This window comes from Paractinoplanes ovalisporus (genome assembly GCF_016834655.1).
GTDB classification, from domain to species: Bacteria; Actinomycetota; Actinomycetes; order Mycobacteriales; family Micromonosporaceae; genus Actinoplanes; species Actinoplanes ovalisporus.
Genome location: NZ_JAENHP010000022.1, coordinates 110,269 through 135,847 on the forward strand (window position 1 = coordinate 110,269; position 25,579 = coordinate 135,847).

26 protein-coding genes are annotated in these 25,579 nt (G+C 70.7%); 19 read left to right on the forward strand and 7 right to left on the reverse strand.

All coding sequences use genetic code 11. The features are described from left to right. Nucleotides 1-11: 11 nt before the first annotated feature. From JIG36_RS41110 to JIG36_RS41120, 3 genes are read left to right on the forward strand one after another with little or no spacing between them, the layout of a single operon-like run. Nucleotides 12-1,058: a LacI family DNA-binding transcriptional regulator gene (locus JIG36_RS41110; RefSeq protein ID WP_236049224.1), complete on the forward strand. Its 1,047-nt coding sequence runs from the start codon at nt 12-14 to the stop codon at nt 1,056-1,058. A gap of 21 nt (nt 1,059-1,079) precedes the next feature. Next, nucleotides 1,080-1,724 (forward strand): SDR family oxidoreductase, encoded by a 645-nt coding sequence (locus tag JIG36_RS41115; protein ID WP_203382028.1) that lies wholly within the window; start codon nt 1,080-1,082, stop codon nt 1,722-1,724. A 40-nt stretch (nt 1,725-1,764) separates the two neighbouring features. Continuing rightward, nucleotides 1,765-2,478 (forward strand): tetratricopeptide repeat protein, encoded by a 714-nt coding sequence (locus JIG36_RS41120; protein WP_203382030.1) that lies wholly within the window; start codon nt 1,765-1,767, stop codon nt 2,476-2,478. On the opposite strand, the gene JIG36_RS41125 is transcribed toward JIG36_RS41120, so the two are convergent. Then, the gene (locus JIG36_RS41125) at nt 2,475-3,410 is read right to left on the reverse strand and encodes a GNAT family N-acetyltransferase (protein WP_203382032.1); all 936 of its coding nucleotides are present in this window, start codon (nt 3,408-3,410) and stop codon (nt 2,475-2,477) included. The genes JIG36_RS41120 and JIG36_RS41125 overlap by 4 nt on opposite strands. Nucleotides 3,411-3,540: 130 nt before the next feature. Between JIG36_RS41125 and JIG36_RS41130 the strand changes: the two genes are divergently transcribed. From JIG36_RS41130 to JIG36_RS41165, 8 genes are all read left to right on the forward strand, one after another. After that, entirely contained in the window at nt 3,541-4,953 is a 1,413-nt protein-coding gene (locus JIG36_RS41130) for an Hsp70 family protein (protein WP_203382034.1), read from the forward strand. Between the two features lie 54 nt (nt 4,954-5,007). Then, on the forward strand, nt 5,008-5,913 hold the full coding sequence (locus JIG36_RS41135) for a TIGR03619 family F420-dependent LLM class oxidoreductase (RefSeq protein ID WP_203382036.1): 906 nt from the start codon (nt 5,008-5,010) through the stop codon (nt 5,911-5,913). 782 nt (nt 5,914-6,695) lie between these two features. Next, a complete protein-coding gene (locus tag JIG36_RS41140) occupies nt 6,696-7,712 on the forward strand; it encodes an ABC transporter permease (RefSeq protein ID WP_236049252.1) in 1,017 nt (338 codons plus the stop codon). Nucleotides 7,713-7,743: 31 nt separating this feature from the next. Further along, the gene (locus tag JIG36_RS41145) at nt 7,744-9,489 is read left to right on the forward strand and encodes an ABC transporter substrate-binding protein (RefSeq protein ID WP_203382040.1); all 1,746 of its coding nucleotides are present in this window, start codon (nt 7,744-7,746) and stop codon (nt 9,487-9,489) included. A gap of 171 nt (nt 9,490-9,660) precedes the next feature. Continuing rightward, nucleotides 9,661-10,638, forward strand: a complete 978-nt coding sequence (locus JIG36_RS41150; RefSeq protein ID WP_203382042.1) for an ABC transporter permease — start codon at nt 9,661-9,663, stop codon at nt 10,636-10,638. Nucleotides 10,639-10,687: 49 nt separating this feature from the next. Further along, a complete protein-coding gene (locus JIG36_RS41155) occupies nt 10,688-11,776 on the forward strand; it encodes an ABC transporter ATP-binding protein (protein ID WP_203382044.1) in 1,089 nt (362 codons plus the stop codon). Nucleotides 11,777-11,788: 12 nt separating this feature from the next. Continuing rightward, the gene (locus tag JIG36_RS41160; RefSeq protein ID WP_203382046.1) at nt 11,789-12,844 is read left to right on the forward strand and encodes an ABC transporter ATP-binding protein; all 1,056 of its coding nucleotides are present in this window, start codon (nt 11,789-11,791) and stop codon (nt 12,842-12,844) included. A gap of 2 nt (nt 12,845-12,846) precedes the next feature. Then, the gene (locus JIG36_RS41165) at nt 12,847-13,479 is read left to right on the forward strand and encodes a carbohydrate-binding protein (RefSeq protein WP_203382048.1); all 633 of its coding nucleotides are present in this window, start codon (nt 12,847-12,849) and stop codon (nt 13,477-13,479) included. Between the two features lie 44 nt (nt 13,480-13,523). Here the strand turns inward: JIG36_RS41165 and JIG36_RS41170 are convergent, their stop codons facing one another. Together JIG36_RS41170 and JIG36_RS41175 are read right to left on the reverse strand one after the other, a co-directional pair. Continuing rightward, the gene (locus tag JIG36_RS41170) at nt 13,524-13,898 is read right to left on the reverse strand and encodes an Hsp20/alpha crystallin family protein (protein WP_203382050.1); all 375 of its coding nucleotides are present in this window, start codon (nt 13,896-13,898) and stop codon (nt 13,524-13,526) included. Nucleotides 13,899-14,035: 137 nt separating this feature from the next. Then, the gene (locus tag JIG36_RS41175) at nt 14,036-14,476 is read right to left on the reverse strand and encodes a cupin domain-containing protein (protein WP_203382052.1); all 441 of its coding nucleotides are present in this window, start codon (nt 14,474-14,476) and stop codon (nt 14,036-14,038) included. Between the two features lie 91 nt (nt 14,477-14,567). Here JIG36_RS41175 and JIG36_RS41180 point away from each other — a divergent pair, with 91 nt between their 5' ends. From JIG36_RS41180 to dinB, 5 genes are read left to right on the forward strand one after another with little or no spacing between them, the layout of a single operon-like run. After that, nucleotides 14,568-15,293, forward strand: a complete 726-nt coding sequence (locus JIG36_RS41180; RefSeq protein WP_203382054.1) for an ABC transporter ATP-binding protein — start codon at nt 14,568-14,570, stop codon at nt 15,291-15,293. Next, complete coding sequence (locus JIG36_RS41185; protein ID WP_203382056.1) at nt 15,290-16,045, forward strand: DUF2705 family protein; 756 nt, start codon at nt 15,290-15,292, stop codon at nt 16,043-16,045. Before JIG36_RS41180 ends, JIG36_RS41185 begins: the two co-directional genes overlap by 4 nt. Before the next feature lie 20 nt (nt 16,046-16,065). Further along, nucleotides 16,066-17,355, forward strand: a complete 1,290-nt coding sequence (locus JIG36_RS41190) for a sensor histidine kinase (protein ID WP_203382058.1) — start codon at nt 16,066-16,068, stop codon at nt 17,353-17,355. A gap of 54 nt (nt 17,356-17,409) precedes the next feature. Further along, nucleotides 17,410-18,054 (forward strand): response regulator transcription factor, encoded by a 645-nt coding sequence (locus JIG36_RS41195; protein ID WP_203382060.1) that lies wholly within the window; start codon nt 17,410-17,412, stop codon nt 18,052-18,054. Nucleotides 18,055-18,065: 11 nt separating this feature from the next. Next, nucleotides 18,066-19,262, forward strand: coding sequence for a DNA polymerase IV (gene dinB, locus JIG36_RS41200; protein WP_203382062.1), 1,197 nt, complete (start codon nt 18,066-18,068; stop codon nt 19,260-19,262). Here the strand turns inward: dinB and JIG36_RS41205 are convergent. Next, nucleotides 19,259-19,732, reverse strand: a complete 474-nt coding sequence (locus JIG36_RS41205) for a winged helix-turn-helix transcriptional regulator (protein WP_203382064.1) — start codon at nt 19,730-19,732, stop codon at nt 19,259-19,261. The genes dinB and JIG36_RS41205 overlap by 4 nt on opposite strands. A gap of 50 nt (nt 19,733-19,782) precedes the next feature. On the opposite strand from JIG36_RS41205, the gene JIG36_RS41210 reads away from it, so the two are divergent. Further along, nucleotides 19,783-20,772, forward strand: a complete 990-nt coding sequence (locus JIG36_RS41210; RefSeq protein WP_203382066.1) for a zinc-dependent alcohol dehydrogenase family protein — start codon at nt 19,783-19,785, stop codon at nt 20,770-20,772. Between the two features lie 29 nt (nt 20,773-20,801). After that, entirely contained in the window at nt 20,802-21,557 is a 756-nt protein-coding gene (gene cobF / locus JIG36_RS41215; protein ID WP_203382068.1) for a precorrin-6A synthase (deacetylating), read from the forward strand. Here cobF and JIG36_RS41220 read toward each other — a convergent pair. Continuing rightward, the gene (locus JIG36_RS41220) at nt 21,551-22,039 is read right to left on the reverse strand and encodes a hypothetical protein (protein WP_203382070.1); all 489 of its coding nucleotides are present in this window, start codon (nt 22,037-22,039) and stop codon (nt 21,551-21,553) included. The genes cobF and JIG36_RS41220 overlap by 7 nt on opposite strands. A gap of 105 nt (nt 22,040-22,144) precedes the next feature. Between JIG36_RS41220 and JIG36_RS41225 the strand changes: the two genes are divergently transcribed. Then, nucleotides 22,145-22,765, forward strand: coding sequence for a lipoprotein (locus JIG36_RS41225; protein ID WP_203382072.1), 621 nt, complete (start codon nt 22,145-22,147; stop codon nt 22,763-22,765). A gap of 2 nt (nt 22,766-22,767) precedes the next feature. On the opposite strand, the gene JIG36_RS41230 is transcribed toward JIG36_RS41225, so the two are convergent. Next, nucleotides 22,768-24,045, reverse strand: a complete 1,278-nt coding sequence (locus tag JIG36_RS41230; protein ID WP_203382074.1) for an MFS transporter — start codon at nt 24,043-24,045, stop codon at nt 22,768-22,770. Nucleotides 24,046-24,246: 201 nt separating this feature from the next. Next, a complete protein-coding gene (locus tag JIG36_RS41235; protein WP_203382076.1) occupies nt 24,247-25,560 on the reverse strand; it encodes a DUF6236 family protein in 1,314 nt (437 codons plus the stop codon). Between the last annotated feature and the right edge of the window lie 19 nt (nt 25,561-25,579).

Consider the following 25,579-nt stretch of genomic DNA (forward strand, 5'->3'; position numbering starts at 1 on the left):
TAACGGACCGCATGACAACCAGGCCCGCGCGTGGTGGGCAGCACCCGACGATGGATCAGGTCGCGGAGGCGGCCGGGGTGTCGCGCGCGACCGTGTCCCGAGTGATCAACGGCGCGCCCAGCGTCGACGCCAAGATCCGCGAGATGGTCCAGCGGGCGATCGCCGAGACCGGCTACGTGCCCAACGTCGCCGCCCGCAGCCTGGTCACGCGCCGGTCCGACTCGGTGGCGCTGGTGATCAGCGAGCCCGACCGGCCCGACAACAACTCGTTCCTCAACCGGATCTTCACCGACCCCTATTTCGGGCGGATCACGGCGGGTGCCACGGGGGCGCTGCGCCCCCACGACGTGCACCTGGTCGTCATCCCGACCGACTCCACCGACCACCACCAGGTCATCCGCTATCTGCGCCAGGGCCACGTGGACGGCGTCCTGCTGATCAGCAGCCACGAACAGGACACGCTGCCCCGCCAGGTGCACGACCTGGGCATTCCGGCCGTGGTGTCGGCCCGGCCGACCTCGCCCATCGCGGTCAGCTACGTCGACGTCGACCAGCGGCTGGGCGCCCGGCTGGCCGCGGAACACCTGCTCGGGCGGGGGTGCCGCCGGCTCGCCACGATCAGCGGCCCGCTCGACATCCCGTCCGGGCTCGACCGGCTCGACGGTTTCCGGTCGTTTCTGGCCAACCGCGGCCTCGGCGAGGTCCCGGCCGTCGAGGGCGACTTCACCCGGGCCGGGGGAGAGGCGGCGGCCCGGCGGCTGCTGGCCGATCACCCCGACCTCGACGGGCTCTTCGTGGCCAACGACCTGATGGCCGAGGGCGCGTTGCGCACGGTTCAGGATCTCGGCCGTCGCGTGCCCGACGACATCGCGGTGGTCGGCTTCGACGACAGCACGGCCGCGCTCGACTGCCGGCCGCTGCTCACCACCGTGCGTCAGCCGGTCGAGGAGATGGCGGCCGAGATGGCCGAGGTGCTGCTCGCGCAGATCGCCTCCCCGGGCCGTCTGCCGCGCTCGGTCACGTTCCAGCCCACCCTGGTCATCCGGGAGTCGGCCTGATCCCGGCATAGGGTCGGGGGCATGGACATTCTCGTCGCCGGCGGCCACGGTCAGGTCGCCCTCCGCCTGCTGAAGCTGCTCGCCGCCGAGGGGCACACCGCCCGCGGCCTGATCCGCAACCCGGCCCACGCCGCCGACCTGCAGGCCGTGGGGGCCGTGCCGGTGATCGGCGACCTGGAGAACGACGCGTCCCTCGCCCCGTACGTGAAAGGGGCCGACGCCGTCGTCTTCGCGGCCGGCGCCGGACCGGGCAGCGGGCCCGCGCGCAAGCGGACGGTCGACCTCGGGGGCGCGGTCAAGCTGGCCGACGCGGCGGCCGAGGAGGGCGTGCGGCGCTATGTGATGGTCTCGTCGATCGGCGCCCAGGACCCCGCGTCCGGTGGCGAGTCGATGCGCCCCTATCTCGAGGCCAAGGCCGAGGCCGACACGTACGTCACGGCGCGGGCCGACCTCGACTGGACGATCGTGCGCCCGGGCGGTCTCACCGACGAACCCGGCACGGGCCTGGTCACCGTCTCGCGTGAGCTGGGCAACCGTGGTCCGGTGCCGCGCGACGACGTCGCGGCCGTGCTCGCGGCCTGCCTCACGACCCCGTCCACCGTCGGGGTGACGTTCGAACTGTTCGGGGGAGCAACCCCTGTCGATGAGGCACTGCGCCGCCTTTGATGGCTGGAGCCCAGTGTGAGTGGTCGGTAACGTAGCGCGCATGGGGAGCGAGGAGAGCGCGGGCGCCCTGCTCGCCGCGGGCAGCGAGGCCATGCTCGAGGCGGCCTACCGCACCGGCGACTTTCTCCCCGCGTGGCAGCTGCTCGAGGGCGCGCGCCGGCGGGCCTGCGACGAGGAGAACCGGGTCGACGAGGCGGCCGCGCTGACCCGGCTCGGCATGCTCGCGCACTTCGCCGCGGCCAACGGCGACCTCTCCCGGGCCGACTGGGCCACCGAGGAACAGCTGTTCACGGCGGCGCTGCGCATCCAGCGCGAGGCGGGTGACCCGGCCGGCGCCGCCGAGTCGCTGTTCGGGCTGGGCCTGGTGCATCAGATGTTGCGGGGCGACTGGACGACCGCGATGCCCTATTACACCGAGGCGCTGGCCCTGGCCGAGAGCTACGCCGACGAGATGGTGCGGTCCGAGGTGCACCGGCACATCGGGTTCTTCCACGTCTTCGTCTCCGGCGACACCGAGCGCGGTCTGCGGCACCTGCGCATGTCACAGGTGCTGCGGGAACGCTACGGCGACCCCCGGCGGGTGGCGACCGGCACGCTGGCGCTGGGCGAGGCCGAGCTGGCCGCGGGCAACCTGCCCGAGGCGCTGCGCCTGTTGCGCGAGGCCGTGCACCAGGCCCGCAAGGCCGGCCTCTCACCCCAGCGGGTCGCCTGGGCCGAGCACGCCCTGGCCGACGCCGAGCGGGCCGCGGCCTAGGCCAGGTCCTTCACCATCTGCTCGGAGGCCACCTCGAGGCCGAGGTGGTCGGTGAACGCCACGGCGCCGGGGCTGGCGGCGGCCGCCCACAGGCCCATCCGCGGCACCCGCAGGCGGGCGAACTCGGCCTCCGCGGCGGCCATCAGGGCGCGGCCCAGGCCCCGGCGGCGGTACGGCTCGTCGATCGTCAGGTAGTGCACCATTCCGGTGCCGGGGCGCAGCGGGTTGGGCGGGGCGAACCAGATCCAGCCGACCGGGCGACCGTCGGCCACGGCGTGCCGGAAGAAGACGTCGGGGGTGTCGACCCCTTGGGGCGCGAGCACGGCGGCCACGTCGCGGGCGCGGGCGGCGGGGGCCGCGGCGTCGCGGGTGAGCGCCATCGGGTTGGTCGCGATGAGGTCGGTCAGGCGGTGGGCGTACTCGGTCGCGGTCATCGGCCGCAGATCGAGACCGGTGGCGCCGGCCGTCACCGGACGGGTGCGCAGCTGGGCCAGCACGCGATAGCCGAGGCGGCGGTAGAGGCGGCGGGCGCCGGTGTTCACGCCGAAGACGTGCAGGCCGACCCGGGTCACGCCGCGCCGCAGCAGGTCGGCCTCGCCCGCCCGGAGCATCGCGCTGCCGTAGCCGTGGTTGCGGTGTTCCTCCCGCACCGAGATCTCGCTGATCCAGGCCATCGTCGGATAGGCCGCCCCGGGCATCGTGATCCACAGGAAGCCGACCTCGTCGTCGCCGGCCATGCCTTTGCGCAGCAGCTGCCCCGCCGTGTCGACCCCGTCGGGCAGCAGCTGGTCGGTCTGCCGGGCGGCCTCGGCGTACGCCTCGCCGGCCGGGATGCCGTAGTTCTCGACCATGGCGTCGGCGAACAGGGCGATCATCGACGGCCGGCGCTGCACGAGCTCGGACGGGGTGAGATCGACGAGATCCAGTGCCATGCCGTGCACACTGCCACGTTTTGTCCAGCCTCAGTCGGATGTCCGACGGATCGATCGAGGTCAGTTCTGTCGGGTCGCCGACGATGTTAATTTGGCGACCAGAGCACGTTGCAGGTCATAGGGGGCGGCCTTGACCGAGCATCCCGACGGTTACGCGTTTTTCCATCGTGTGGTCGGGATCGACCTCGGCTCCAGCTCGTGCGCGGTCTCGGTCTGGGACGGCGCGAAGCTGCTGATGGTGCGGGGCCCGACCGGCGCCGCCACGATGCCGGCCTCGGTCGGTCAGGACCGGGCGGGCCAGGTGGTCGCCGGGGTGCCGCCGGCCGACGACGCGGAAACCGTGATCGCCGACATCAAGCGCCGGCTCGGCACGGGTGAGCAGATCCGGTTCCGGGGGCGCACCTATCAGCCCCGCGAGGTCTGCGCGTTCCTGATGATCGAGCTCAAGCGGCAGGCCGAGGTGTTCGTCGGCGAGCCCATCCACGACGCGGTCGTCACCGTGGCCACGGCGGCCGGGGAGGCCCAGCGGCGGGCGCTGCGCGAGGCGGCCGGGCTGGCCCAGCTCAACGTGCGCCGTCTGGTCGAAGATCCGGTGGCGGCGGCGATGGCGCTCGGTGCCGACGCGCGCCCGGGGACGTACGCGATCTTCGACCTGGGCGGGGGCACCTTCGACGCCTCGGTCGTGCGGGTCGGCGACGGCACCGTCGACGTGCTGGGCACGGCCGGCGACCAGCGGCTCGGCGGCGACGACTTCGACGAGCTGATCGTCGCCTACGCGCTGCGGCAGATCCGCGAACGGCACCACGTCGACCTCAGCCGCGACCCGGCCATCCGGCGCCGGATCCGCTGGGAGGCCGAGATCCGCAAGCGTGAGCTGTCGGCCGCCGACAACACCACGCTCGAGCTGCCGGTGCTCACGGCCACGGTCAGCGCGAGCGTGCCGCTGAGCCGCCGCGCGTTCGAGGCGATGATCGAGCCGGACGTGCAGCGCACGCTCGACCTGCTCACCGAGGCGATCGCGGCCGCCCGCGCGGCCCACGGCGTGGGCTGGGGCGACATCGACCAGGTGGTGCTGGCCGGCGGCTCGACCCGCATCCCGGCCATCCGTGACCGGCTGGCCGGCTATTTCGGCTGGGGCGCGGCCCGCATCCGCACCGACCTCGACCCCGACGAGATGGTCGCGCGCGGCGCCGGCCTGGTCGCCCGCGACTACGAGGCGGCGTCGCTGTTCGAGGGCTCACCGGTCGGGCTGCTCAGCGCCAGCCTGCGGCTGCGGGCCGAGCTGGCCGTGCCCGAGGCGCTCCCGCCGCCCGAGGAGCCGCCCGAGGCCCCCGGACCGCCGGGCCCGCCCGCCGAGACCCCGGCCGACTTCCGGCGGGTGGCCGAGGCGACCTACATGCTCCTGCTTCAGGACGGCGATCTGGGGGCGCTCGAGGTGGCGTACGGGTCGTTCATCTCGGCCGTGCAGGCCGCCGCCCCCGACGCGCGGCTGGCCGAGCTGGGCGCGGCGCTGGAGGAGGAGTATCAGCGCGCGTCCCCCTAGCTGTGCCGTTCGTGGCTGGGATCCGGCTCCGGAACAGGCGTTAGGGTTTCCGGCATGCTGATCAGTTGTGGGGCCCCGGTGGCGGGCGCGTGGGCCGATCCGGAGACCCTGGGCGGCTTCGCGGCGCGGGCCGAGGAGCTCGGCTATCACGGGCTCTGGGCGTTCCAGCGGCTGCTGGTCGGCGTCGAGCAGCCGATGCTGCCGGTCTATCACAGCGTGCTCGACCCGATGCTCGCGCTGACCTGGGCCGCCGCCCGCACCGGCACGATCCGCCTGGGCGTCGCGGTGATCAACATCCCGTACGTCTCCCCGGTGCTCCTGGCCAAGCAGGCGGCCACCCTCGACGTGCTCTCCGGCGGCCGCTTCGACCTCGGGCTGGGCACCGGGTGGTCGGAGCCCGAGTTCGTGGCCACCGGCTCCGACCCGAACCCGCGCGGCAAGCGCCTCCGCGAATACCTCGAGGTGCTGCGCACGCTGTGGACCGATCCGGTGGCGTCCTACGACGGCGAGCTCTACCGGGTGCCCGAGAGCACGGTGGCGCCCAAGCCGGTGCAGCCGGGCGGTCCGCCGGTGCTGCTCGGGGGCACGGCCGACGTCGCCCTGCGGCGGGCCGGCCGGCTGGGGGCGGGCTGGGTGAGCAGCAGCCGGGTGAGCTTCGAGGACATTGCCCGCGGAACCCAGATCGTGCGGCGCGCGGCCGAGGAGGCGGGCCGCGACCCCGATTCCGTACGGGTCGTCGTGCGCGCCGTGGTGCGTCCGGGCCGGCGTGACGACGCGGTCCCGCTGTCCGGAGACTGGGATCAGATCCGCGCCGGGGCCGAGCTCTACGCCGAGGCGGGCGTCACGGAGCTGTTCTACGACCTCAACTGGGACCCGCTGATCGGGGCGCCCGACGCCGACCCGCGGGTGGCCCGCGAGCGGGCGGGCGAGATCCTTACCGCCCTGGCCCCCGGGCGGTAATGATCACTCTGCGTCGCGACCGTGACCGCGGCCCGACATGTCGCGTTCACCCGGTGTCGTCGCAGCGAACGCGGGGCGTGGCGCACGCTCCCAGGGGGTCGTCCGCGGTCGCTCGGCGTCGCTCCGAGGTAGCAGGTTGTCGATGGCCCGGTCCCATCGGTGAAGACGTGCTTCGAAGTCTTATATAGCGTCGAATGGAGGGGGTATTCGTTATCGAAATGGCGACCGTCTTCCTATGGGGCCCTTTCCGGGCTCTACGCGGCGTAGTGCCGGCGACACGCCAGGAAGCTGGAGATCACCACGGAACCGCGTCCCGCAACGCGAGATGACCGTCGATACGGCCCCGGGGCGCCGCGCCGACCGAAGATCTTGCGCCATCAGGGCGGATGCACCGGAGAAACCCACGGCGGCCCCCCGTCAAGATCGACACTCTCGCGAAACCGCGCCGAAACAGCGGCCCGGCGCGGCGTGAACGTGACTTCGATAACTTTGCGCAACAGTACGATTGCCCTCTGGCTTTCCATAACGGACATTGGGGGCGAACATGATCGCCGTTTCGGGTGATTTGTGGGCTGGAGGGGCGCTTCGCGCCCTACGTGGACGGGACGGGTTGTGACGTGGATCATCCACGGCTTTCAGCGGGCTGTTATTCATTCGATGCGTCAACTCATTTCCTACGAGCCAGTTCCGGGCTACCTTTCCCAGCGCAGCATCCGAATACCTCTCACGCACGACGCATGTGAGGTGTGTCGTCCGATGGAGGTGACCGACGCGTGGAACCGATGATCGAGGAAGCTGAGCTCTCCCGAGCCGGTGCCCCGACCGATCCGATGGCGAGCCCGAAAGCCGACCAGGAGAAGAAGGTCGACACCCGGCGCAAGTCGCCGACGCAGATCGCCTTCGCGCGACTGCGCAAAGACCGGGTCGCGGTCATCTGTGCGAGCATCTTCGGTTTCTTCGTCCTCATCGCGATCTTCGCGCCGCTGCTGGCGAAGCTCGAGGGCCAGGACCCGACGACCCTCCACCAGGACCTGATCGACCAGTACGGCTATCCGACGATCCCGCCGAACGGCGAGCACTGGTTCGGCGTCGAGCCGCGCCTGGGCCGCGACCTGTTCGCGCGCTTCGTCTACGGCGCCCGCCCGTCCCTGATCGTCGCGGGCACGGTGACGATCCTGACCACGATCATCGGCGTGACCATCGGTCTGCTGGCCGGCTTCGTGGGCGGTTGGCTCGACCGGATCGTCTCGTGGGTCATCGACTTCGTGCTGAGCCTGCCCTACCTGCTGTTCGCGATCGCGGTGCCGGCCGTGCTGCTGACCATCTTCGTCGGCACCTCGGAAAACGCCGCCGCTCAGGACGTCGCGAACGCGCGCTTCTTCTCTCTGATCATCGTGCTCTCCTTCTTCGGCTGGGCCAGCCTCGCGCGACTGATCCGCGGCGAGGTCCTCTCCCTGCGCGAGCGTGAGTTCATCTCCGCGGCGAAGGTACTCGGTGTGCCGACCCGCAAGATCCTCTTCAAGGAGCTGCTGCCTAACCTGGTGGCGCCCATCGTCATCTCGGTCTCGATGGCTCTACCGAGCTACATCGTCGTCGAGGCGGGCCTGACCTACCTCGGCGTCGGACTCACCGAGCCGACGCCGTCCTGGGGCCTGACGATCGCTGCAGCCCAGAACTACTACCGGGCCGATCCGCTCTACCTGTGGATCCCGGTTCTCGCCATCACGATCCTCGTGCTCTCGCTGAGCCTGCTCGGTGACTCGATTCGTGACGCATTCGATCCCCGCACCCGACGGTGACGTGGTGACGCCCCGTATGAGAAGAGGAGAAATGGCAAGGCGATTTAACGTTGCCGTGGCGGCCACCGCTGCCGTGGCGCTCGGCCTGGCAGGCTGCAGCAGCCCTTCGTCGAACAACGACTCGACCGGTGGTGACACCGACTCGGGCAAGATCACGACGCAGTCCAACGCGACCGACCCCAACGCCAAGGGCCCGGCCAAGGAGATCGAGGGCGCCCGCAAGGGTGGTGTCCTGAACGTGCAGGCGCAGACCACGCCGAACACGTTCGACCCGACGGACATCTACTACGTCGACTCGAACCAGATCGGCAAGCTGCTGTTCCGCACGCCGACCCAGTTCGACATCCGTGACGGCAAGCCCACCCTGGTTCCGGACCTGACTGACCTCGGCACCGTGTCCGAGGACAAGCTGACCTGGACCTTCAAGATGCAGCCGGGCATCAAGTACGAGGACGGCACCGAGGTCAAGGTCGAAGACCTGGCCTACGCGATCAAGCGGTCCTTCGCCCACGACATCTACGTCAACGGCCCGGCCTACCAGCTCTCCTACTTCAAGGACGGCGACAAGTACAAGGGTCCCTACAAGGACGGCGACACCTACTCCGGCGTGGAGACCCAGGGCACCGACACCCTGATCATCCACCTGGCGACGCCGTTCTCGGACCTGCCGTTCTACATGACCTTCCCGATGTTCACGCCGATCCAGAAGGCGAAGGACACCCGGCAGGACTACAAGAACAAGCCGGTCGCCACGGGCCCGTACAAGTTCAAGTCCTACCAGGCCGGCACCTCGCTGGTGCTCGAGAAGAACACCAACTGGGACCCGAACACCGACCCGGCCCGCCACCAGTACCTGGACGGCTTCAACTTCCAGTGGGGCGGCGACGCGGTCAAGTCGCAGCAGGCCGTGCTCAACAGCAACGGCCAGGACGCCAACGCGATCAACTACGACGTTCTCGACGCGTCGCTGATCCCGCAGCTGACCGGCGAGAAGAAGGCGCAGCTGGTCCAGGGCGAGAGCCCCTGCACGATCGTGTGGCAGCTGGACAGCCGCAAGATCCCGCTCGAGGTCCGCAAGGCCGTCGCCAAGGCGTACCCGAACGACCAGATCTGGAAGGCCTCGGGCCTCAACGACTACGTCGCCGAGCCGGCCAGCACGGTTCTGCCGCCCTCGGTTCCGGGCTACGAGAAGTACGCCCCCGTCGCCGACCTGACCGGCACCGGTGCCGGTGACCCGGCCGCCGCCAAGGCGCTGCTGGAGGCCGCGGGCAAGGTGGGCTTCGAGCTCAGCTACTACTACGACAACACCAAGCCGCTCGCGCAGCAGGTCAGCCAGATCAAGGCCGACGCGCTGACCAAGGCCGGCTTCAAGGTCAAGCCGATCGGCGTCTCGACCGCTGACCTGCGGACCAAGAAGGGCGACTACGACGCCCCGGTGAACATGGGCCAGAGCCCGGCCGGTTGGTGCTCGGACTGGCCCGCCGGTGGTTCCTGGTTCCCGGTGCTGTTCCGCACGCAGAGCATCGCCGAGGGTCAGAGCTGGGGCATGCTCAGCGACGCCGCCCTCGACAAGGAGATCAACGACATCGCGAACCTCCCCGCCGAGGAGTCGACCTCGAAGTGGGCCGCGCTGGACAAGAAGATCATGGAGCAGTACATCGCGATCCCCAGCTACTACGACAAGCTGGCGGTCGTGCAGGGCACCAACGTCGGAACCACGACCGGTGACCCGACCATGGGTATGCCGAACTTCAGCAACATGTACCTGAAGAGCTGAAACACCGGTAAATAGCTAGAAACCCGGGGTGGTCCGGTCCGCTCAACCGGCGGACGGGACCACCCCGGGCGCAAAATCGCACACCGGCGTGCCGAGCTAGCGGCACCGCACGCCGGGTTCTCCAGATTCCGGGACACCCACCCGGCGCCGTGATGAAAGAGGAGCAAAGCGGTGCTGCTGTACATCTTGAAACGCGTCCTGAGCGCGATCTCCGTCGTGATCGTGACGCTGGTGGCCAGCTTCGCGTTGTTCTTCCTGGCGCCCACTGACCCGGCCGGCGTCATCTGCGGCCCCCGCTGCACCCCCGAGCGGCTGGCCGACATCGAGGCGAGCCTCGACCTCAACGAGCCCCCGATCAACCAGATCGGCGCCTACATGAAGGGCATCGTGGTCGGCCGCGAGTACAGCAGCGGCGGCACCGTCCGCGAGTGCGCGGCGCCCTGCCTCGGATACTCGTACACGCTGGGCCAGCCGGTCACCAAGCTCCTGGGTGCGGCCCTGCCGGTCACCATCTCGATCGTCCTCGGCGGCGCGGTCGTCTATCTGGTCGTCGGCATCCTCACCGGAACCATCGCGGCCCAGGTCAGAGGCACCTCCCTCGACAAGCTGGTGGTCGGCTCGACGCTGGTCGTGCAGTCGATCCCCTACTTCGTCTTCGCCCTGCTCGTCGCGCTCTACGCCACGTTCCTGCCCGATTCGGGTTATCACCCGTTCACCGACAATCCCCTGACGTGGGCCAGCGGCCTGCTCGCGGCCTGGCTCTGTGTCGGCCTGACGAACGCCGCCGCCTACACGCGTTACTCGCGGGCCTCGATGATCGAGGCGCTGGGCCAGGACTTCGTGCGCACCGCCAGCTCGAAGGGCATCAGCCGGCGCCGCGTCGTCTACCGGCACGGCCTGCGCGCCGGGCTCACCCCGGTCGTCACCATCTTCGGCATCGACCTCGCGTTCCAGCTCACCGGCGCGATCTTCACCGAGAGCATCTTCAACCTCCCCGGCCTGGGTCAGCTCACGCTGCGCGCCTTCGGTCAGTACGACCTGCCCGTGCTCATGGGCGGCGTTCTCATCGGGTCGGTGGTACTAGTGGTGATGAACCTCGTGGTGGACATCGCGTACACGTTCCTCGACCCCCGGGTGCGGCTCGGATGATCCCGGCCCGCATCCGCGTGTTCCCACCCCGCAGCACGAAGGCGGCAGCATGAGCGACCAGAGCATCCAGGCCCCGCACACGGTGAGCCGCGTTCCCCGCACCCCGGCGGCGAACGAGGAGGCCTACCTCGAGGTCTCGGACCTGCAGGTGCAGTTCCCGACCGCGGACGGCCTGGTCCGCGCCGTGCAGGGCCTCAGCTACTCGGTGCCGCTGCGCCGCACGCTGGCGATCGTCGGCGAGTCCGGCTCGGGCAAGAGCGTCTCCAGCATGGCCGTCATGGGCCTGCACGACCGCCGGGTCGCCCGCATCGCGGGTTCGATCAAGGTCGGCGGCCGCGAGATCGTCAACATGAGCGACAAGGAGCTCGAGGGCTACCGCGGTGGCGACGCCGCGATGATCTTCCAGGACCCGCAGTCCTCGCTCCACCCGTACTTCACCATCGGCGACCAGATCATGGAGTCGTACCGGGCGCACAACAACGTCAGCAAGCGCAAGGCCAAGGACCGCGCGATCGACATGCTCGGCCGCGTCGGCATCCCGAACCCGCGCCGGCGCGTCGACCAGTACCCGCACGAGTTCTCCGGCGGCATGCGGCAGCGCGCGATGATCGCGATGGCGCTGGTCAACGACCCCAAGCTGCTGATCGCGGACGAGCCCACCACGGCCCTCGACGTGACCGTGCAGGCGCAGATCCTCGACCTGATCTCCGACCTGCAGCGCGACTTCGGCTCGGCGGTCGTCTTCATCACCCACGACCTGGGCGTGGTGGCCGAGATCGCCGACGACATCCTGGTCATGTACGCCGGCACCGCCATCGAGCACGGGCCGGTCAACAAGATCCTCGGCGAGCCCCTGCACCCGTACGCGTGGGGTCTGCTCGAAAGCATCCCGGCGCTGACCGGTGAGCCGCAACCGCTGCACCCGATCCCCGGCTCCCCGCCGAGCCTGCTGGCCGTGCCCACCGGCTGCCCGTTCCACCCGCGCTGCGAGTTCAAGGACCGTGTGGGCGGTGACCTCTGCACCACCCTCAAGCCCGACCTCATCCCGCGGACCGGCGACCTGGGCCGCACCTCGCGGTGCCACCTCAAGGAACCCGACAAGGTCTTCGAGACCGAAGTTCTGCCCCGGCTGCCGTAAGAGGAACCCGACATGACCGCTACCACCACCGCCAAGTCCGGGGTCCGCTCGGTGCCCGGCGCGCCGCTGCTCGAGCTCGAGAACGTCAAGATGCACTTCAAGACCAAGGGCGACGGGTTCTTCGCCCGCGGCACGAAGTGGGTGCAGGCCGTCGACGGCGTCGACCTGACCATCTCGCCCGGCGAGACCGTGGGCCTGGTCGGCGAGTCGGGCTGTGGCAAGTCCACGACCGCCCGGCTGGTCACCCGGCTGCTCGAGCCCACCGGCGGCCAGATCCGCTACCAGGGCGTCGACATCGCGCACATGAACGAGCGGCAGCTGCGGCCGTACCGGCGCGAGATCCAGCTGATCTTCCAGGACCCGTACTCGTCGCTGAACCCGCGGCACACCGTCGGCACGATCGTCGGCACCGCGCTGCGCACCCACGACATGGTGCCCAAGAGCGGCGAGCTCAAGCGGGTGCAGGAACTGCTCGAGGTGGTCGGCCTCAACCCCGAGCACTACAACCGCTACCCGCACGAGTTCTCCGGCGGCCAGCGCCAGCGCATCGGCATCGCCCGTGCGCTCGCGGCCCGCCCGAAGATCATCGTGGCCGACGAGCCGGTCTCGGCGCTCGACGTGTCGATCCAGGCCCAGGTCATGAACCTGCTGGAGAGCCTGCGCAAGGAACTCGGCATCGCGTTCGTGTTCATCGCGCACGACCTCGGCGTGGTGCGGCACTTCTGCGACCGGATCGCGGTCATGTACCTCGGCCGGGTGGTCGAGGAGGGTCCGCGCGACTCGCTCTACGAGAAGCCGCAGCACCCGTACACCCAGGCCCTGCTCTCGGCCGTGCCCGACATCGGCGTGGTCCGGGGCGTGCCCCCGAAGAACCGGATCCGTCTGGTCGGTGACGTGCCCAGCCCGGTCGACCCGCCGTCGGGCTGCCGGTTCCGCACCCGCTGCTGGAAGGCGCAGGACATCTGCGCGACCGAGGACCCGGCGCTGATCGAGCGTGCCCCCGCCCAGCGGGTGGCCTGCCACTTCGCCGAGCCGCCGGCCGAGTCGATCCTCGCCGAGACGGCCTGACCTTGGTCGCTCCACCGCCCAGCCGTCCCAACGTCTATCGCACCAGGGCCTACCGGGTCCGGCAGCGCTCGCTCCTCGCGCTGGCCGGGCTCGGCCTGCTGCTCGCCGGCTACGGCATCGGCCGCTGGCAGGAGTCCCCGGCCCCGGCCGCGGCCCTGCCCCCGGTCGCCTCGGCCCCGCCCGCGCCGTCGGAGACCCCGTCCGCGGTCCCGCCCACCAGCGAGCCGCCCACGCCGACGGTCTATCCGAAGCTGGAGCCCGAGGCGGCCGACGGCAACATCGGCATCCAGTCGCAGGCGACCGAGGACGAGGGCGGCGGCCAGAACGTCGGCTGGATCGCGAACGGCGACCAGCTGCGGTTCGACGACGTCGACTTCGGGCCGGTGGCCGCGACCAAGCTCGACGTGCGGGTGGCCGGCGACGCCGAGGGCGGGCGGATGGAGATCCGGCTCGACGGCGCGGACCAGGCCCCGATCGGGACGCTGAACGTGACCCGTACGGGCGGATGGCAGAACTGGCGTACCGACCAGGTCGACATCACGCCGACGACCGGGAAGCACACGGTCTTCCTGACGTTCGCGCGCGAGGACGGCAACGAGTTCCTGAACCTCAACTGGTTGCAGTTCGTCCACTGAGCTTCGCCTGCGCATGAAAAAGCCGCGCTCTCGCGCGGCTTTTCTCAGGCGGCAGCTCCGGCTAGTTCGTGCTGCACCACCGGGATGTGGAGTGTCACGACTCCGTTGTCACACTGGGCCTCGAGGCGATCGGTGTCCAGGTTCTCGGACTCGCGGAGATCAACCTCGCGGGTCACCGGGGCGCTGACCGGAACACCGGTCTCACCCTCGGTCGCGCGTCGTTCCGCGCGGATGGTCAGGACGCCGGCGTCCACCGAGACGTCGATACCGGCCCGGTCGATTCCCGGCAGGTCGATGTCGACATAGAAGGTCCCGTCGATCCGGTACGCGGCGAGGCGCGCCCCGGAACTGCGGGTGCTGTCGAACACGCGGCAGGTGAGCTGGTCGAGCTCACGAACCGTCGCGCCGTGAGGCGACATGGTGGTTCCTCCAGGCGGAGTTCTTCTCTGCTGGACCCGCGCGGGGTGGGCCCGGGTCCGGTTATGACCAACGGAGATTCTGGCCCCCGGATTCCCGATTGGACATGACCGGCGTCACGATATGCCCTAATACTTCGTTACGATCTGTTGTCGTCGAGTCGAAAGTCGTCGAACTCGAAGCCCGGCGCCACGACGCAGCTGACCAGCACGTATTCCGTGCCCGCGGGCTCCGCGGCCTGCCAGACGCCGGCCGGGACGAGCACCTGCGGGTGGTGTCCCTCACCGACACCCAGAGTGACGGTGCTCTCCTCGGCCGGGTGCTCCCCGTCACCGCCGAAACGTAAGGTCAGCGGGCCTCCGGCGTGCCAGAACCACAACTCGTCCGAGCGCACGACATGCCAGGCGGACGTCTCGCCGGGCTGCAGCAGGAAGTAGATCGCGGTCGCGGCGGCACGCTCTCCGGCGTACCCCTCGGGGTGGAAGGTCTGCTCCGACTTGAACGTCTGCCGGTACCAGCCGCCCTCGGGATGCGGCTGAAGGTCGTACTGCTCGGCCAGGGGTGGACGCGGGGAAGTCATGAGATCCATTGTCCCGTGGGGGTTAACCCCCGGCCCGGGGCGGCGGCTTTCCGGCTTCTGAGCGGTCGCCGCGCTGCCTAGCGTCGAAGACGTGATCGAACTACGTGAGCTGACCAAACGGTACGGCGGCCGGGTGGCCGTCGACGCCCTGAGCGTCCAGGTCCGGCCGGGGGTGGTCACCGGCTTCCTCGGCCCGAACGGGTCCGGCAAGTCGACGACGATGCGGATGATCCTCGGCCTGGACGCTCCCGACCACGGCGAGGCGCTGATCGACGGCGTCCGCTACGCGCAGCTGACCCGTCCGTTGCGGACGGTCGGCGCGCTGCTCGACGCCGGGGCGTTCCACCCCGGCCGCAGTGGGCGGGCACATCTGGCCGCGCTGGCCGCGAGCAACGACATCCCGGCCGCGCGGGTCGGGGAGGTGCTGCGCGTCGTCGGCCTGTCCGGTGCGGGTGACCGGCGGGCCGGCACCTATTCGCTCGGCATGCGCCAGCGGCTGGGCGTCGCGGTGGCTCTGCTCGGCGACCCGGGGGTGCTGCTGCTCGACGAGCCGGTCAACGGGCTCGACCCGGAGGGGATCCGCTGGATCCGGGACCTGCTGCGCGGGCTGGCGGCCGAGGGCCGGACGGTGTTCGTCTCCAGCCACCTGATCGCCGAGATGGCCCTGACCGCCGAGCGGCTGGTGGTCATCGGGCAGGGGCGGCTGCTGGCCGAGACGACCGTGGCCGGGCTGGCCGCCGGCCACGACAGCCTGGAGGACGCGTTCTTCCGGCTCACCTCGCAGGCCACCGACTACCGGGGAACAGGAGTGTCATGAGACTCGCGGCCCGCATGGAATGGATCAAACTGCGCAGCGTGCGGTCGACGTGGTGGCTGGCGATCGGGGCGGTGGTCGCGATGGCCGCGGCCGGGGCCGGGGTGGGGCTCGGCTACCGGTCGCACACCCCGGTCGCCACCGCGGCCCAGATCTTCAACAACAGCCTCGGCGGCGCCGTGCTGGCCCAGTTGCTGCTGAGTGCGCTGGGCGTGCTGATGGTGACCGGCGAGTACGGCAGCGGGACGATCCGCTCGACCCTGGCCGCGGTGCCCCGCCGCCGGACCGTCCTCGCGGCGAAGACCCTGGTGTGCGGCGGGTTCGCGCTGACCGTGGGGCTGGTGGCGAGCTTCGCCGGTTATCTGAGCGGGCAGCTGGCGATCCGGGGGACCGCCATCCCGGCCGCCGGCCTGGGCGACCCGGGAATCCTGCAGGCAGTCGTGCTGACCGGCGTCTATCTGGGGGCCACGGCCTTGATCGGGGTCGGTCTGGGCGCGGTCGTACGGCACTCGGGCGCGGCGATCGGCACGCTGTTCGGGCTGATGTTCGTACCGATGATCGCGGCCGGTCTGTTCGGGGAGAGCGGCATCACGATCGGGCGGTTCCTGCCGCTGTTGATGCTGCTCAACTCGATCGCGGTCACCAAGCCGGTTCCCGGGTTGTTCACGGGCTGGGTCAGCGTGCTGCTGATGGCCGGGTACGCGACGGTGATCCTGCTGTCCGGCGGTGTCGTGCTGCGGCGCCGCGACGCATGAGCGCCGGTGACAATGGAGCGATGACCGCGCTGCGCGCCCCGTTCACCGCGTCGGCCCTGCGCCTGGTGGTGTTCTGCGTCGCCGGCGTGGTCAGCGCGGCCCTGGTCCTGGCCACCCCGGCGCTGCTTCCGGCGACCGGGGTGCTGGCCCTCAAGGTGGCCGGCGCCCTGGACACCGGGCCCGCCCCGGTGGTCGCCCCGGTGTTCCTGGTGCTGCTCGCGATCACCGTCGTGCTCCTGGTCGTGCTGGCCGTCCCGGCCGCGCGGGCGATGGGCGTCCTCCAGCGCCGGCTGGCGGAGCGGCTGCTCGACCGGCCGGTGCCCGCGCCGCCGCCCCGACGCAGCTGGCGAGCCGTCGGATATTGCCTGCTCAAGGTGCCGCTGGCCATCCCGCAGGGGTACGGCGCGTTCTGCTACGTGTTCGGCGTGGTCAACCTCAGCTACCCGGTGTGGTGGCCGCTGTTCCGCAATCACCCGCCGGGCACAACGCTCGGGCCGGTGCGTGCGCTGACGCCGTTCGGGATGATCAGCACCCGTACGGTCGCCGGGGCGTTCCTGATCGCCGCCGCCGGCCTGGGCATGCTGCTGGTCGCACCGTGGCTGATGCGGGCCGGCGCCGCGATGGACGTGGCCGCCATGCGACGGCTGCTCACGCCGGGCGGGCTGGCCGAGCGGGTCCGCGAACTGCAGGTCACCCGGGCCGCCGCCATCGACGACGCGGCCGCGATGATGCGCCGGCTGGAACGCGACCTGCACGACGGCGCGCAGATCCGGCTGGCCACGCTGGCGATGAACCTCGGCATGGCGAGCGAGAAGCTCGGCTCGGACGGCCCGCCACCCGACCTGGCCGAGGCCCGCGAACTGGTCGCGCTCGCCCACCGCGGCGCCAAGGAAGCCCTGGCCGACCTGCGCGACCTGGTGCGCGGCATCCACCCGCCGGTGCTCGACAACGGTCTCGGCGACGCGCTGGCGACCCTGGCCAGCGGCAGCGCGGTGCCGGTGACGGTCACCGTCGAGCTGCCGGGGCGGCCGGCGTCCGCGATCGAGACCATCGCCTACTTCTGCGCCGCCGAGCTGCTGACCAACGCGGCCAAACACAGCCGGGCCGGGCGGGTCGACGTCGGCGTCCGTGGCACGGAGGAACGGCTGACGCTGACCGTCGAGGACGACGGCGCCGGCGGGGCCGACCCGGACGGTCCCGGCCTGTCCGGCCTGGCCCGCCGCATCGCCGTGGTGGACGGCCGGATCGACGTGCACAGCCCGGCCGGCGGCCCGACCCGGGTCACAATCGACCTGCCGACCCATGCGTGACCATCGGCCTTGGGCCATTGACCTGCCGACGCACGGGTGAACGGAGACGACAGCATGCGGGTGGTGATCGCGGAGGACGCCGCGATGATGCGGGAGGGGCTGGTCCGGCTGCTCACCGACCGCGGCTTCGAGGTGTGTGCGGCGGTGGCCGACGCCGAGGCGCTGCGGTCCGCGGTCGCCGCCGACGAGCCGGACGTGGCCGTGATCGACATCCGGATGCCGCCCACCCACACCGACGAGGGGCTGCGCGCCGCGATCGACATCCGGCGCGACCACCCCGGCGTCGGCGTGCTGGTGTTCTCGCAGTACGTGGAGACCCGCTACGCGACCCGCCTGCTGGCCGACCGTCCGACCGGCGTCGGCTACCTGCTCAAGGACCGGGTGGCCGACGTCGCCGACTTCGTGGACGCGCTGCGGCGGGTGGCCTCGGGCGGCACGGCGCTGGACCCGGAGGTGGTCGGTCACCTGATGCGGGCCGGGCGTGACACGACCGGGCTGGCCTCGCTGACCCCGCGCGAGCGGGAGGTGCTGGCGCTGATGGCCGAGGGCCGGTCGAACGCCGGGATCGCGGCGGCCCTGGTCATCACGCCCGGCGTGGTCGAGAAGCACGTGGCGAACATCTTCGCGAAGCTCGGTCTGCCCGTGTCGGACAGCGACAACCGCCGGGTCCTGGCGGTTCTCCGGCATGTCAGCGGCTGATCTTTTCGAACATGTGTTCTATAGTGTCGTGCGTGGCGATCCTGCATGCCGACCTCGACGCTTTCTACGCGTCGGTCGAGCAGCGCGACGACCCGGCTTTGCGGGGGCGTCCGGTGCTGGTCGGCGGCGGAGTCGTGCTCGCCGCGAGCTATGAGGCCAAGGCTTTCGGCGTACGCACCCCGATGGGCCTCGCCCAGGCCCGCGCGCTGTGTCCCCGGGCGGTCGTGGTGCCCCCGCGCATGAAGGCGTACACGACGGCCAGCAAGGCGGTGTTCGAGATCTTCCGCGACACCACGCCCGTGGTCGAGGGCATCTCGATCGACGAGGCCTTCCTCGACGTGAGCGGCCTGCTGCGGGTCAGCGGCACCCCGCGCGAGATCGCCCGCCGGCTGCGGGCCGAGGTCCGGGCCCAGGTCGGGCTGCCGATCACGGTCGGCATCGCCGGCACGAAGTTCCTGGCCAAGGTGGCCAGCGCGGTCGGCAAGCCGGACGGCCTGCTCGAGGTGCCGGCCGGCGACGAGATCGCGTTCCTCCACCCGTTGCCGATCGAGCGGCTGTGGGGCGTCGGCCCGGTCACCTCGGCCAAGCTGCGCGAGCGCCGGGTCACCACGGTCGGCGACGTGGCCCGCATCGGCGAGGCGGCCCTGGTGTCGATGCTCGGCCCCGGCTACGGCCGCCACCTGTTCGCGCTCGCCCACAACCGCGACCCCCGGCGCGTGCGGGTGGGGCACCGCCGCGGTTCGATCGGCGCGCAGTGTGCCCTGGGCCGCCGGCCGCGCCCGTTCGCCGAGATCGAGGCCACGCTCGACGCGCTGGTCGACCGTGTGAGCCGGCGCATGCGGGGCGCCCACCGGGCCGGCCGCACGGTCACGCTGCGCCTGCGCTTCGACGACTTCGGCCGCGCCACCCGCTCCCGGTCGCTGCTCAAGGCCACCATGCAGACCCGCCTGATCCAGTCCACCGCGCGTGACCTGCTGCGCGAGGCCCACCCGCTGATCGCGGAGCGGGGCCTCACCCTGGTCGGGGTCGCGGTGAGCAACCTGGACGGCGACGGGCACGTCCAGCCCTCGCTCTTCGACGACACCTTCGACGACCGCCTCGACGTGGCGATGGACGCCGTACGGGATCGTTTCGGCTCTTCGTCCCTGACCCGCGCCGCCACGATCGGCCGCGAACTCTCCCCGTCGGTCCCGATCCTGCCCGACTAGCTGTCGCGGTCGTCCCGTTTCGCCGAGCTGCTCTCCCGCTGTTCCTGGCCGCTCTCCCGCTGTTCCTGGCCGCTCTCCCGCTGCGCCTGGCTGCTCTCCCGCTGTTCCTGGCCGCTCTCCTGCTGCTCCTGGAAGTCGACGATCGCCTCGCCGTTGTCGCGGGCCCAGTCGGTGAGCATCTTGATCGGCTCGACCAGGGTCTGCCCGAGGTCGGTCAGGCTGTACTCGACGCGGGGCGGCGCCTCGGCGTACGCGTGCCGCTCGACCAGCCCGTATCCCTGGAGCCGGCGCAGCGTCTGGGTGAGCACCTTGCCCGAGATGCCGCCGATGAGATCGGCCATCTCGCCCGGCCGCTGCGGCCCCAGACTGAGCGCGAACAGCACGATGACCGCCCACTTCTCGGTGATGATCTCGACCGCCAGACGGGTGGGGCAGTCGGCCAGGAAGACCTGCCCGCGAAGGTTCCGCACGGGATCGAAAGTTACCAGGGGGTTCCTATCGGCTCCCTAGCGTTTCGGGCATGCCTAAAGTTGTTGTCTTTGACGAGGTCGGCGGCCCGGAAGTCCTGCGCGTCGTCGACGAGCCGATCGCCGAACCCGGGGCGGGTGAGGTGCGCGTACGGATCGAGGCGTTCGCGGTCAACCCGCTCGACCAGATGGTCCGGGCCGGCCAGTCGCCGCGACCGATCCAGCTGCCGCACGCCCGGCTCGGCGCCGAAGGGACCGGGGTCGTCGATGCCCTGGGCGCCGGCGTCACCGGGCCGGCGGTCGGCGACCCGGTCATCCTCGCCGCCATCCCCGACTTCGAGGCCCGCGGCGCCTACGCCGAATACACCACCCTGGCCGCCGACCGGGTGGTGCCCCGCCCCGACGGCATGGACCCGGTCGACGCGGCGGCGCTCTGGGTCGCGTACTTCACCGCGTACGGCGCCCTGGTCGAACGCTCCGGGATGCGGCCCGGCGACCACGTGCTGATCACGGCGGCGTCGGGTGGTGTCGGCCGGGCCGCGATCCAGATCGCCAACCAGATCGGCGCGGTCCCGCTCGCGGTCACCCGGTCGGCCGCCAAGGAACCGGACCTGCTCGCGGCCGGCGCCGCCGCGGTCATCGCCACCGATCGAGAAGACGTGGGCGAGGCCACGCGGCGGCACACCGGTGGGACGGGCGCCGACATCGTCCTGGACGCCGTCATGGGTCCCGGTCTGGCCGAGTTGTCCCTGGCCGCGAAGCTCGGCGGCACCCTGGCCACCATCGGCTGGCTGGACCCCCGGCCGGCGTCGTTCCCGGCCAACCCGTCCCTGACCATCCACCGGTTCATGGGCTTCGCGGACATGGTCAACCCGGTGATCACCCGGCGCGTCGCCGCATTCCTCGCCGCCGGCGTCCGTACGGGCGTTCTCCGGCCCACGGTCGACCGCGTGTTCGGCCTGGACGACATCGTCGAGGCGCACCGCTACCTGGAGAAGGGAACCGCGACCGGCAAGATCGTCGTGCGGGTCCAGCCGACGTAGCCCCGAACGGGTGCGGCACACTGGTGCGGGTGCGGAAGATCTATCTGATCGGGATCGGCGCGGGCGACCCGGACCACCTCACCCTGCAGGCGGCCAAGGCCATCGGCCGTACGGACGTCTTCTTCCTTCTCGACAAGGGCGAGGTGAAGGCGAGCCTGGTCGACCTGCGGGAGCGGATCATCCGGGGCTACTCGAAGCCCAGCCGCCGCATGGTGACCGGCCGCGACCCCGACCGCGACCGCACCCCGGCCGACTATGAGGGCACGGTCGCCGACTGGCGGAGCCGGCGCGCGCTGGTGATCGAGGAGATGCTGGTCGAGCACCTCCGGGAGGACGAGACCGGTTCGTTCCTCGTCTGGGGTGACCCGAGCCTGTTCGACTCGTCGTTGGCGATCCTCGACGAGGTGCTGGGCCGGGGCGCCATCGATTTCGAGTACGAGGTGATCCCCGGCATCAGCAGCGTGTCGGCGCTCGCGGCCAAGCACCGGGTGCCGCTGAACCGGGTCGGGCAGCCGTTCCAGGTGACGACCGGCCGCCGGCTCGCGGAGGGCTGGCCCGAAGGGGTAGACGACGTGGTCGTCATGCTCGACGCCCAGCAGGCCTTCACCGCCTACCCCGACGCGGACATCTTCTGGGGCGCCTACGTCAGCACCGAGGACGAGATCCTCCGGTCCGGCCGGGTGTCCGAAGTGGCCGACGACATCGTGCGGACACGTTCGGACGCCCGGGCCGAACACGGTTGGATCATGGACACCTACCTGCTGCGGCGGCGCACCGATCAGTAGTTGACCGTGACCCCGGCCGTCTTGCACGCGGCCGTCAGGTCCGAGCCGGCCTTGGTGAACTCGGGGTTGTCGGCCGCGGTCACCGGGTCGGCCGCGTTGGCCGCCTCGGTGGCGTCGGCGACGAACGCCTTCACGGCCTTGCCCACCTCGGTCTCGCTGGAGCCGACGGCGGTGGTCAGCTGGGTCGCCAGTCCGGTGAGGACCTTCTTGTAGTCGGCGGCCGTCGGCTCACCGTTCGACGCCTTCAGGGCCTCGATCAGTTCGGCCTTCATGGCCTTGTCGGCCTTGCCCGCGGCCTCGCAGACGTCCTTGTCGGCCGGCGCGTCCCCCGCCGGGGCGACCGCCTCGGTGGTGGTCTCCGCGGCCGGCTGGGCGCTGGTGGCCGTGGTCGGGGTGCTCGACGCGGTCGAGGTGTCGTCACCGGAACAGGCGGCCAGGGACATAAGGGAAGCGCCGACCAGAGCGGCGAAAGTCGTGCGCATACGAATCATTGGATCTGAACCCCCGTACGGAAAAGGTGTTGTTGGCGCCGGGACTGTAGCGGCGGGATAGAACGAGATCAAATCAGGGCCTACACTCTCGGTCCCGTGAGACTTCCCGCCCTGGCCGGCTTCGGTGCCGTCGCCTTCGCCGTTGTTGCTCTGACTGGTTGTTCGTCGACGTCGTCGCCCGCATCGGCGCTCCCGCCCTCGTCGGTGCCCTCATCGGCGCACGCACAGGCGGCGCCAGAGGCGGCCCGGGTCGGCGCTGCGGGCAGCGGCTGCGAGCTTCCCGTGTCGTTCGGCCTGCAGGCCTCGTGGCGGCCCCAGGCGGTGCGGGTGGACGCCGGTGATCCACTGGCCGGACTGGCGCGCCGCGGCACACTGACCATGGTGTGCGAGATCGATGCGAAGCCGGCCGGGAACATCGGCTACCTGCGGGTCTACACCGGGAAGACGGACGACCTCCGGGCGGCTCTGACCGCGTTCGCCGGGACCGAGGCGCAGAACGCGGTCTACACCGACCTGCGGATCGGCGGCCGGCCCGCGCTCGAGGTCACCTACCAGGCGAAGAGCCAGCTCGAGGACGCGCTGGAGCCGGAGCGGGCGTTCGTCGTGCAGGCCGGGTCGAAGCTGGTCGCGGTGGCGCTCGACAGCTTCGACAGTGACGAGCACGCGGCCATGACGCCCGCCTTCGAGCTGGCTCGGAGCAGTCTTACGGTGCCGTAGTCTCATCGCGTTTTCTCCGTTGCTGTCACGGTTGTCTGGGCCGGCTCCGGCTCTGTCCCCGGCGCTGCGGCCGGGCCGTTGGCCTTGGTCGTGGCCGGGTCGGCGGCGGATTGCTTGGTGGCGAGGGCGAACAGGGCGACGGCGGGGAGCACGAACAGCCCCGCCACCGAGATACCGGCGCCGATCGCCCGGCGCTGGGCCACGAACCCCGCGGGCGGGCCACCGGCCACCTGGCCGAGCGCGTCGGCCTGCGACACGATCGAGAAGACCGTTGCCCTCGACCCGGGAGCCGTGGCCGAGACGAGCCAGACGTTGAGGATCGGGGTGGCGGTGTCGCGCAGAAGCCGTACGGCCAGATAGAGCCCGACCGCCGCCCACCAGTGACCGGCGAAACCGAGGCCGATCAGACCGGCCGCCGTCAGCGCCTGGACCGCGGCCAGCACCCGGCCGACCCGTTCCGGCCGCACCACGTCGATCCACCGCCCGGCCAGCCCGGTGACCACGATCGAGCCGAGCGCGGCCACCACCGCCAGCCCGCCGAAGACCAGCTCGGTCGGGAGGTCGCCGATGAACGGCAGCAGGAACGGTTGACTCAGCCGGTCGAAGCCTTCGCTGCTCATGCCGGCGAACAGCGCGCCCCCGACGATGGCGGCGAGCACGGCACTGTGCCGTACGGCTTGGGCGCCCTCGACGACCTGACGGCGCATGCTCCCGGTCGTGGCCGGCGACGGGCGCCAGTTGTTCTCGGTCATGAGCAGCATGAGCAGAAGCCCGAGGGCCAGCGTGAGGACCGCGCCGACGACGATGGGCAGGGCCGGGGCGACCGCCGTGAGCGCGACCGCGGCGACGATGCCGAGCAGCGACCCGGCCTGCGCGACCTGACCACCGCGTACGAAAGCCCGGGTCACCAGCCGAGGTTCGATCTCGTCGGCGGCCCAGGCCTCCTCGGCGCCGTCGACACAGACCGCGCCCACGGCCCAGATGACGTTGGCGACGAGGATGGCGGCGTACGTGGGAAGCAGCCCCCAGACCAGAAGACCGGCCCCCATCAACAGATAGCCGGCGATGACGGAGAGGCGGCGGCTGTACCGGTCGGCGATGACACCGGTGGGAACCTGCGCGACGAAGCAGACGGCCTCCATGAGAGTGCCGACCAGCACGAGCTGAAGCGGCGACAGCCCGACGACGGTCGCCTGATAGATCAGGTTGAGGGTGAAGGCCGTCCGCGAGGCGAACGAACCCAGCCCGGAAATGAGCAGATAGAGCCGATAGGAAGACATGCGGAAGCGCTCCGGGATCAAACGGTTCGTCCCGGTGCCGCGGGGTGTGGCGCTGCTGCTAAAGGGTCATCAGCCCGGCAGACGACACAGGGCACCGGACAGAGAAGCGATGCCGCACGCAGAAGTCATGCCGAGATCGTGACCGCCCCCGGCCGCCCCGGTCAACCGGGTTTCCGAACCTGTCCTCTCGCCTGGCCACGATCAGGCGCGGGCGTCGGCGATCAGTCGCATCCGCGCGACGAGACGCTTCAGGGCCGATGCGGGTTCGAGGGAGCCGCGAACCGCGGCCAGATAGCCGTGCGGTGAAGCCAGCTGCAGCTGCCGGCTCCGGCGGTGCCGACGCCACAGAGTCGCCACCGTAAGCCCAGCGCCGGCCGCGGTCACCACCGGATTCGCCGACATGACGCCGATGGCGGCCACCGCGGCGGGTGCCTCGAACTTCGTATTGACCAGAGTGTCCAATGTGTCCAAGCCTGAGCTGGTCAGCGCGCTTCGAAGCTCCGCGGCCGGTGCTTCCGCGTAGCGCCGCACGGCGTCGGTGAGGTAGCCGCTGAGCACCTGTTCCGACTGGACGTCCTTGAGTTCCTCGGCGAGCTGGGCGCCGACGGCATCGACGTACGTGCGCCAGGCGTCGAACCGGTCTCCGTACCTTCGCCGCACCTCAATGATCTTTTCGACCGGCACGGCCGACAGGTCTTTGGGGATGACCGTGCGTATTGCCGCCAACCCGAACAAGCAAGAGACGTCATCGGCATCGCGCTCGGGCGGAGCGGCCCGACCTGGCGCGGGGATGGCATCGAATCCGGTGGCAACCAAATGCGCGTCGGTGTGATCCGTAATGGTGCTCAGCCGGTTCTGTGCGGCGACTGTCTCGCTGAGCACGCATTTGTAGACCCAGGCGAAGTCGGCCTGCATGGCCATCCAACCGCCGTCGCTGACGAAGCGCCTGATCGTGCTCTCGCTGAGCGGAGCGGTCCCGGGGTCCTGTTGGAAGAACTCCCAAGGGCGGTGGTCCAACGCCGGGTCCGTTTCGTCGGGCATCGGCATCGCGAACCCGCGGACAATGAGTTCGACCGCGACCTCGGGCGCGAACTCCGAGGAATAGACGCCGGCGAACTTACTGGGCAGGAACCCGTGCATCGTCTGTTGCCCGACGCGAGAGGTCGATGACCACTCTGGCGTGTCGAGGTCGCCCGGTTGGACGCGATCGACCCACGACACATCCTCATACCAGTGGTCGATACGGAACTGAGCCAGTTCGCCGTCGAGGTGTGTCCGGAGCTCGTCGGCCACGAGTCCTCGGACGTCTTCGACAGGGATGTCGATCGTCCAACCGAGCTCGCCGCTCAAGGCTCGAACGGTGTCCGAGTCGCGCATCCGGTGACCGGTCGGCACGATCCGTGCCATGCGGGGCCAGTACAGGGCCGCGAGCTTGGTCCACGTGTCGTTCTTGAAGTGGATGTACGGGTAGTAGAGGCCGTAGCGGGGGAGGCTCATCGCCGGTTCGTCGGACATGGCGGTTCCCTCCGTTAGT